The following is an 8,403-nucleotide window of genomic DNA, read 5'->3' as shown; positions in this document are numbered from 1 at the left end:
GTGTCGCTGATCGTCACGGCGTTTGTCACGCTGGACGACGTGCGCGGCACGCTGACGCCGCAGCTCAAGACCGACACGCCCGCCGGACTCGACACCTCGCTGATCCTGATCGACCTCGGCAACGGCCAGAACCGCATGGGCGGCTCGATGCTGGCGCAGGTGATCGGTCAGTTCGGCCACGAGGTGCCGGACGTGGACGACCCGGCGCAGCTCAAGGCGCTGGTCACGGTGATCAACCAGTTGCGCACCGAGGGCAAGCTGCTGGCCTACCACGACCGCAGCGACGGCGGCCTGTGGGCGGCAGCCTGCGAGATGGCGTTTGCCGGCCACGTCGGCGTGAGCCTGAACGTAGACATGCTCGTGACCGAAGGCGACGGCATCACCGACAGCCGCGCCGACACGGGTGACTCGAAGAACTGGGCCACCCAGGTGGGCGAGCGCCGCAACGAGCTGACGCTCAAGGCACTGTTCAACGAGGAACTCGGCGCCGTGATCCAGGTGCCGACCAGCGTGCGCAACGAGGTGATGCAGACGCTGCGCGCGCACGGCCTGAGCAAGCACAGCCACGTCGTCGGCAAGACGAACGACCGGGCGGCGGTCGAGGTCTGGCGCGATGCGAAGACGGTGTTCAAGGCGCCGCTGCAGAAGCTGCAGCAGGCGTGGGACGACGTGAGCTGGCGCATCGCCGCGCAGCGCGACAACCCGGCCTGCGCGGACAGTGAGCACGCGGCCGTGGGCGCACCGGACGATGCCGGTCTGCACGTCGCGTTGCGCTTCGATCCGCTGGAGGAGGTGGCTGCGCCGTTCATCCACACCACGCGGCCGAAGGTGGCGATCCTGCGGGAGCAGGGCGTGAACTCGCACGTCGAGATGAGCTACGCGATGGCACAGGCCGGTTTCGACACCTTCGACGTCCACATGACCGACCTGCAGCGCGGCCGTGCGCGGCTGGACCAGTTCCAGGGCTTCGTGGCCTGCGGTGGTTTCAGCTACGGCGACACGCTGGGGGCGGGCGAGGGCTGGGCGCGTTCGGTGCTGTTCAACCCGGCGCTGGCCGAGCAGTTCGCGGCCTTCTTCGGCCGGCAGGACACCTTCGCACTGGGCGTGTGCAACGGCTGCCAGATGATGGCCGCGTTGTCACCGATCATTCCCGGCGCGCAGGACTGGCCGAAGTTCACCCGCAACAAGAGCGAGCAGTTCGAGGCGCGGCTGAGTCTGGTCGAGGTGCTGGAGAGTCCGTCGATCTTCTTCCAGGGCATGGCCGGCAGCCGCCTGCCGATCGCGGTCGCGCATGGCGAAGGCTATGCCGACTTCTCGCAGCGCGGCGACGCGGCGCGGGTGCAGCGTGCGATGCGCTTCGTCGACCATGCCGGGCGTCCGACTGAAACCTATCCGCTCAACCCCAACGGCAGCCCGGATGGCCTGACGTCGGTGACCACGGCCGATGGTCGGTTCACGGTGCTGATGCCGCATCCGGAGCGGGTGTTCCGCAATGTGCAGATGAGCTGGACGTCGGGTGCGGTGTCCGAGCAGAGTCCGTGGCTGCGCATGTTCGGCAACGCCCGGAAGTGGGTCGGCTGAGGGGGAGCATTTCCTGGCAAGCGCATGTGTGGGGAAAGCGCTTGCCGGTCCTGGACAATGCAACGGCACCGGAATCGGTGCCGTTTTCACATCAGCGATCCCTTCAGTGCGGATCTGTGCCGGGTTCCGGAAGGATGACCGGATGTGCAAGCTGGGACTGCATGGCGGCGCGAATGACCTGGGCAGCCTCGTCCGCACATTCAGGCAGTTGTTCGACCCGGTCCTGTTCGATGGCCTGCAGCACGATCTCGGTCAGTGAACCGATGATCGCATTGGCTTGCCATACGTTGAGCTCGCTGTCTGGCTGCTCGGCTGTGCTGGCGATCAGTTCCGCCAGTTGCTGGTGCACCTTGCGCCGGGCCTGGAGACCTTCCTGGCCCACGGCCAGCACGTCGATGAACAGCGTGCGCATCAGCAGCGGGTTGGCCGCCAGGTGGCTGAAATAGGCCTTCACGGCATGATCGACACGGGTCGGCCACTGCTGATCAGGTTCGATCGCTCTTGCCAGGCTGTTCAGGCCACGCTGGCTGGCGTTTTCATACAGGGCGATCAGGCATTCTTGTTTTGTTTTGAAATGTTCATAGAACGTACGCTTGGATACACGCGCCGCCGTGGCAATGTCGGCGATCGTGGTATCGGCATACCCTTTGGTGGCCACGCAGCGAGCCATGCCTTCAAGAAGCCGGGTGCGGTGGTCTAGCGAAGAAGAAATTATGGCTGTTTGTTCGATCATGAGGCTTCCCCACATCCCAATCGTACTTTAGCTTTTATTCCCAAAAGCAGAAAAAGTGATAAAAAAAGGTACTTTTTATTACCGTTGTACTAACAATCACGTCAGTTCGATAGGTGTTGCCGACCGCTTGATCGGCTTGACCATCTCTGCGGACAGTGTCTGTGATGGGCGGTGGGGGGGTTGCCGAAAAGTGGTACGGTTCTTACCCGTTTATTCATTAGTTGTATCTTGAGACCAGTGAATTTTTCACGCGAAAAATTCATCCCGTCGCAGGTATCGCCACTGGCCCGGGGGCAGATGGCCCAGCGACACGCTGCCAATGCGCACGCGCTTCAGCCCGACCACCTTGAGGCCGACCGCTTCGCACATGCGCCGGATCTGGCGTTTGCGGCCTTCGCGCAACACGAAGCGCAGCTGGTCCTCGTTCTGCCAGCTGACCTTGCAGGGGCGCAGCACGTGGTCGTCGAGGGTCAGGCCGTGGTTGAGCAGTGCAAGGTCCGAGTCGGGCAGCCGCGGGCCGTGGTGGTATTCGACCCGGACCAGGTATTCCTTCTCGACGTTCGAGTCTTCGCCGATCAGCTGGCGCGCTACCCGGCCGTCCTGGGTCAGCACCAGCAGGCCGACCGAATCGATGTCCAGCCGTCCCGCCGGCGCCAGACTGCGCATGTGACCCGGATGCCAGCGCAGCCCGGACTGGTCTTCCTTCCACTGGTTCTCCGGGCGCAGCAGCACGGACGCCGGCTCATAGCCATCTTCGGCCTGACCGCTGACATAGCCCACGGGCTTGTTGAGCAGGATGGTGACGCGCTGGGCCTGCTCGCGGTGTGCGGCGGGATCGACGACGATCTTGTCTTCCGGGCGCACACGCTGTCCCAGCACAGCCAGACGGCCGTTGACGCGCACCCATCCCGCCTCGATCCATTCATCGGCTTCCCGGCGCGATGCCAGGCCGAGCGCGGTCATGCGCTTGGACAGGCGATCACCCTCTGCCGAAGGCAGGCTTGGGGGACGGTTCGTCGGCGTGGCAGGCGGAGTCCCCGGGCGGTCGGAACCCATCTGGCGGGCGACCTGGGGATTGACGACGCTCTTCAGTGGCCGGGTGGGTGCCGGGACGGGGGCCTGGCGAGGCGTTTCGGGCGGTCGCTGCCATGTCGGTGCTTGAGTCTCCCGGCGCGGCGCATGGCGGTCGGCCAGATTCTGGGCAAATCGCTGGTTGTTGACGCTCAGCGGTCCGCCGCCATCCCGGCGTGGGGGCTGCGGTCGGCGGTCGGCGCGATCGCGTTGCTGGGCCTGCTCCCGTTCCCATGCCTGCTGCTCGACGCGCTGCGCCTGGGCTTCCGCGAGTGTCGGGCGCGCGCGGGAACTGTGTCCGCGCACGGGGCCTCGTCCGGCAGGCTTCCCCTGATCGTGGGAAGGGGCGGATTTTTTTTTCAAAGTGAGTGTGACCATGTCGTCAGGCGAGCGCAGACGCAAGGCTTCCGGAACGGAACGCCACTGCGCCTGTGCTATCTTCTTTTGCAGTATTGAACACCAGTATCACGCCCCGTCAATCGGGGCGTTTTCTTGTCCGGCCCGCAGAGGGCCAATCGAAGGGATGTGAGTGTGGATATCGTGATGTTGTTGAAAGCCGCGGTGATGGGCGTGGTCGAAGGTCTGACGGAGTTTCTGCCGATCTCCAGCACCGGGCACTTGATCCTCGCAGGCTCGCTGCTCGGCGGGTTCGACACGGAAAGCGGCAAGGTCTTCGAGATCGCCATCCAGACCGGTGCCATCTTCGCGGTCATCCTGGTCTATTGGCAGCGCCTGTCGAACACGGTCACCCATCTGGGGGCCAGTCGGGATGCGCAGCGATTCGTGCTGAATGTACTGATCGGCTTCCTGCCCGCGGTGGTGCTCGGTCTGGCTTTCGGCAAGACGGTCAAAGCCCACCTGTTCATCCCGGTGATCGTCGCTTCGGCCTTCATTGTCGGTGGTTTGATCATCCTGTGGGCCGAGCGCCGCCCCGCCAGTGTCGTGCGGGTGTCCTCGGTCGATGACATGACTCCGATCGATGCGCTGAAGGTGGGCCTGGTGCAGTGCTTTGCCATGATCCCGGGCACGAGCCGCTCCGGCTCGACCATCATCGGCGGGATGCTGATGGGTCTGTCGCGGCAGGCCGCCACCGATTTCAGCTTTTTTCTCGGCATCCCGACCCTGATAGGTGCCGGCGTCTACAGCCTCTACAAGGAGCGCGCGCACCTGTCGATGGCGGATGCGCCGGTGTTTGCCGTCGGGCTGGTGTTTTCCTTCCTGTCGGCCTGGCTGTGCGTGCGCTGGCTGCTGAAGTATGTGGCGACGCACAACTTCGTGCCCTTCGCCTGGTACCGCATCGCCTTCGGCCTGCTGATCCTGGTGACGTCCTACACCGGCATGGTCAGCTGGCACGACTGAGGTCAGCGCGGCGCTGGAACACCAGATCCCAGACGCCGTGCCCCAGCTTCAGGCCGCGGTTCTCGAACTTGGTCAGCGGGCGGTAGTCGGGTCGGGGTGCATAGCCGTCGACCGTGTTTGCCAGTGTCGGCTCGGCGGTCAGCACCTCCAGCATTTGCTCCGCGTACGGCTGCCAGTCGGTCGCGCAGTGCAGGTAACCACCGGGCGCCAGTCGAGTGACCAGGCGGGCAACGAACCCGGACTGGATGAGCCGTCGCTTGTTGTGCTTCTTCTTGTGCCAGGGGTCGGGAAAGAAGATGTGGATGCCCGCCAGCGAGGCCGGCGCGATCATGCGGTCCAGCACTTCCACGGCGTCATGCTGCACGACGCGCAGGTTTTCGAGGCCTTGTTCGTCGATCAGCTTGAGCAGGGCACCGACACCAGGCGTGTGGACCTCGACGCCGAGAAAATCCACCTCTGGCCGGTTGCGGGCGATTTCAGCGGTGGCGCCACCCATGCCGAAGCCGATCTCCAGGACCAGCGGTGCTGCACGGCCCCAGATGGCCTGCGGATTCACCGGCTGGTCGGACCAGGGCAGCACGTAGCGTGGCCCCAGCTCCTCCAGCGCGCGCATCTGTCCCGTGCCCATGCGGCCGGCCCGGACCACGAAGCTGCGGATCGCGCGGTGGTGGGCAACAGACGGTTCGTTCGGGCCGGTACTGGCTTCCGTGTGCGCAGACAGGTCTGGCAGGGCGTGGGACGGATCGGTGACAGTCATGAACAAGGGGTACCGCGTCGCGTGCGATCGGTATGAATATTTCAGAAAGAAATCCCTGAAACCAGTGGTCTCGAGATTGGAGGGGCTAGTGCGGGCTATTTTGCCTATGCACGTGGGCGGTGCCCGCCTAGGCTCGGTGCATGAGTGATTCTGCATCAACCGTGACGGCCTCCGATGGGCCCATGCATCCGTCCCGGCGCCGCTGGCTGGCGCTTGCCGCGGCCGCGTCGACGGGCCTGGCAGCCGTTCCGCTTCAGGCGCGCGTCCGTCGAACGGGTCCGGTCGCGCCGTCGGTGGTCCTGACCGAGCCAGTCGATGTGTTGCCCTCCGCGCTCAAGGCGCGACTGTTCGACACCGGTCTGGCGCTGGACGGTTTCGGCCTGCATGTGCAGGCGCTGGACGGCGCCCCCGCCGTGCTGTCCTGGCAGGCTGCACGGCCCTTTGTGCTCGCGTCCACCTCCAAGTTGATCACTTCGATGGCGGCGCTCGACCTGCTCGGCCCGACCTACCGCTGGCGTACCCGCGCCTACCTCAGCGGTCCGCTGACCAATGGCCGGCTGCTGGGCGATCTGGTCATCCGCGGAGGGGGTGATGCCAGCTTGACGTCGCAGGACCTGCTGGCGTGGTTCCAGCAACTGCGCGCGCAGGGCCTGCAGGAAGTCTGGGGGGACATCATTCTCAACCGGGAGGCATTCAGCCTGCGCCCCCAGGACCTGACATCGACGCCGGAGCCCTCCCCGGAGCGCCCGCACCATGTGCGTCCCGATGCACTGGCGCTGGATGCGGGTGTGGTGCGCGTGGCCGTGCAGTCGGACAGCGGTGGGCACGCCAACATCCAGGTCACGCCGGCCCTGCATGACGTCAAGCTGGTCAACGCGCTGGGGCGGGGCGGCGCTTGCGTGGCGAATGCCGTCTACCGCGATGTCGAGGGCTCGCCGCAGCCGCAGTTGCAGGTCAACGGGCAGTGGTCCGCCCGTTGTGGCGCGCAGCAGATCCGGTTCTCGCCGGTCAGCATGCGTGACCTGGGGCTGCGTGCGATCGAAGGGCTGTGGCTGCAGGCGGGCGGGGTGCTGCGCGGGCGGGTGGTCGAACATTCCGCGTCATCGCCGGTGCCTTGGCAACTGGCCGATGGGCAGACCGCGGCACCGTATTCCGAGCATCTGTCGGAGCCGCTGTCGCAGCAGTTGATCGAGATGAACAAGCGCAGCGACAACCTGGTCGCGCGGCACCTCATGCTCAGCATGGCCCCCGAGTTCCCGAATCGTCCGGCCACTGCCGATGCCGCGCAAGCCCGCGTGCGCGACTGGCTGACCCGCAAGGGCGTGCGCCGCGAGTGGATCGGACTGGACACTGGTTCCGGCCTTTCCCGCCTGGAAAAGGCGACGCCGCAGGCGATGGTCCATTTGCTGAGCCGCGCCGCACGCGGACCGCAGGGCAAGCTGCTCCTGGAGTCCCTGCCGATCGCCGGTGTCGATGGCACGCTGGAGGGCCGTCTGCGCGGTGGCGCCGCGGAAGGGCGCGCCTGGCTGAAGACCGGCACGCTGCTCGACACCCGTGGTCTGGCGGGCTATGTGCGCACCCGCAGCGGGCGCATGCTGGGTGTGTGCCTGTTGGCCAACCATGCCGAGAATGTGGCGGCTGCCACGCCAGCGCTCGATGCCTGCATCGAGTGGGCAGCACGTCTGGCATAATCGCGTTCTGCAGTTGTTGGCAGAGTGCGGGTGTAGTTCAATGGTAGAACGGCAGCTTCCCAAGCTTCATACGAGGGTTCGATTCCCTTCACCCGCTCCAAATCAGGCCCCGAGAAGGCCAACCAAGCACCAGAAGCCCCAGAGAATCAACGCTCCAGGGCTTTTTTGTTGCCCAAGGATCTCCCGGCACATCGCTTGGAGTTACCCATGATCACGGGTGCTGGCACTGGTCGAGATCTTGGTCGGCGCCGACCATCGGGATGGACCTGCGCGAGATGCTCCGATGCCCGCAGATCACAGCAATACTTCTTTGCATTCCGAATGTCATCGGTCGTCTGATCGGGCTCGTTGAGCAACCATCACAACCCCCACTCCGAAAGAGTTCACCATGAAGAAGCTGCTTGCCGCCCTGATCGCCTCCGTGTTCGCTGTTGGCGCATTCGCTGCCGATGCTCCGGCCGCTGACGCTGCCCCGGCTGCCGCCACGGCTCCGGCCAAGAAGATGCACCACAAGAAGATGCACGCGAAGAAGGCGCATGCCGCTCCCGCCGCGGCTGCTGCCAGCAAGTAAGTAAGCTCCTCTCGCATGGCCTGCAGCAGCAGGCCGGTCGAAGCCGAAGCCCGCCATCGAGCGGGCTTTGTCGTGAATCAGCGGGTGATGCTGTCAGTGAGGGCTTCCATCATCGCCTCGCGCGTGACCAGCAGCACCTGATCCTCTCCAGCACTCGTCTCCAGCCAGACCACCTCCAGCGTCGGAAACGCGGCTTCGAAGTAAGGCCGTTCGTTGCCGATCTCCAGCACCAGCACAGCCTGCGGCCGCATGCGGGCAGGGGCGTCCTGCAACAGCCTGCGCACGAAGTCCATGCCATCCGTCCCTCCGGCCAGCGCGAGGGACGGCTCGGCACGGTACTCCGCGGGCAACTGCGCCATCGAGGCAGCATTCACATACGGCGGATTGCACAGAATCAGGTCATACGGTCCGTCCAGCGCCGCCAACCCGTCGCTCTCGATCAGCGTGATGCGCTCAGCCAGTCCGTGCCGACGCACATTGATGCGGGCGACTTCGAGTGCGTCGGCAGACAGATCGGCACCGTCGACCTGCACTTGCGGATAGGCCATCGCGGCCAGGACGGCCAGACTGCCATTGCCGGTGCAGAGATCGAGCACGTGGTTGGTGTCGACGGACAGCCAGGCGTCCAGCGCCTGGCCGA

Annotated in this window: 9 protein-coding genes and 1 tRNA gene; 6 read left to right on the top strand and 4 right to left on the bottom strand. The window is 65.3% G+C overall.

Annotation, left to right across the window (positions count from 1 at the left end):
- The coding region (locus AB3X43_RS10400; protein ID WP_369429772.1) for a phosphoribosylformylglycinamidine synthase subunit PurQ at positions 1–1,581 on the top strand (1,581 nt) is incomplete at its 5' end.
- Between the two features lie 103 nt (positions 1,582–1,684).
- Here the strand turns inward: AB3X43_RS10400 and AB3X43_RS10395 are convergent.
- Both AB3X43_RS10395 and AB3X43_RS10390 read right to left on the bottom strand, forming a co-directional pair.
- Positions 1,685–2,314: a TetR/AcrR family transcriptional regulator gene (locus AB3X43_RS10395; protein ID WP_369429771.1), complete on the bottom strand. Its 630-nt coding sequence runs from the start codon at positions 2,312–2,314 to the stop codon at positions 1,685–1,687.
- 246 nt (positions 2,315–2,560) lie between these two features.
- Positions 2,561–3,277 (bottom strand): pseudouridine synthase, encoded by a 717-nt coding sequence (locus tag AB3X43_RS10390; RefSeq protein ID WP_369429770.1) that lies wholly within the window; start codon positions 3,275–3,277, stop codon positions 2,561–2,563.
- Between the two features lie 216 nt (positions 3,278–3,493).
- On the opposite strand from AB3X43_RS10390, the gene AB3X43_RS10385 reads away from it, so the two are divergent.
- Together AB3X43_RS10385 and AB3X43_RS10380 are read left to right on the top strand one after the other, a co-directional pair.
- Positions 3,494–3,841 (top strand): hypothetical protein, encoded by a 348-nt coding sequence (locus AB3X43_RS10385; protein WP_369429769.1) that lies wholly within the window; start codon positions 3,494–3,496, stop codon positions 3,839–3,841.
- Between the two features lie 75 nt (positions 3,842–3,916).
- Complete coding sequence (locus AB3X43_RS10380; protein WP_369429773.1) at positions 3,917–4,744, top strand: undecaprenyl-diphosphate phosphatase; 828 nt, start codon at positions 3,917–3,919, stop codon at positions 4,742–4,744.
- Here the strand turns inward: AB3X43_RS10380 and trmB are convergent.
- The gene (trmB, locus tag AB3X43_RS10375) at positions 4,728–5,501 is read right to left on the bottom strand and encodes a tRNA (guanosine(46)-N7)-methyltransferase TrmB (protein WP_369429768.1); all 774 of its coding nucleotides are present in this window, start codon (positions 5,499–5,501) and stop codon (positions 4,728–4,730) included. The genes AB3X43_RS10380 and trmB overlap by 17 nt on opposite strands.
- 182 nt (positions 5,502–5,683) lie before the next feature.
- Between trmB and dacB the strand changes: the two genes are divergently transcribed.
- The 3 genes from dacB (at position 5,684) to AB3X43_RS10360 (ending at position 7,763) form a co-directional block, all read left to right on the top strand.
- Entirely contained in the window at positions 5,684–7,192 is a 1,509-nt protein-coding gene (gene dacB, locus AB3X43_RS10370) for a D-alanyl-D-alanine carboxypeptidase/D-alanyl-D-alanine endopeptidase (protein WP_369429767.1), read from the top strand.
- 26 nt (positions 7,193–7,218) lie between these two features.
- Positions 7,219–7,292 (top strand) — tRNA-Gly (locus AB3X43_RS10365).
- Between the two features lie 288 nt (positions 7,293–7,580).
- Positions 7,581–7,763 carry a hypothetical protein gene (locus AB3X43_RS10360; protein ID WP_369429766.1) on the top strand — a complete coding sequence of 61 codons (183 nt, stop codon included), beginning with the start codon at positions 7,581–7,583 and terminating at the stop codon, positions 7,761–7,763.
- A gap of 77 nt (positions 7,764–7,840) precedes the next feature.
- Here AB3X43_RS10360 and AB3X43_RS10355 read toward each other — a convergent pair.
- On the bottom strand, positions 7,841–8,403 hold a 563-nt coding region (locus tag AB3X43_RS10355), incomplete at its 5' end, for a HemK family protein methyltransferase (RefSeq protein WP_369429765.1).

Source organism: Sphaerotilus sp., from assembly GCF_041083715.1.
Classification (GTDB): domain Bacteria; phylum Pseudomonadota; class Gammaproteobacteria; order Burkholderiales; family Burkholderiaceae_C; genus Sphaerotilus.
The sequence above is the reverse complement of the archived record's forward strand: the minus strand, read 5'-3'. Positions and strand labels throughout refer to the sequence as shown.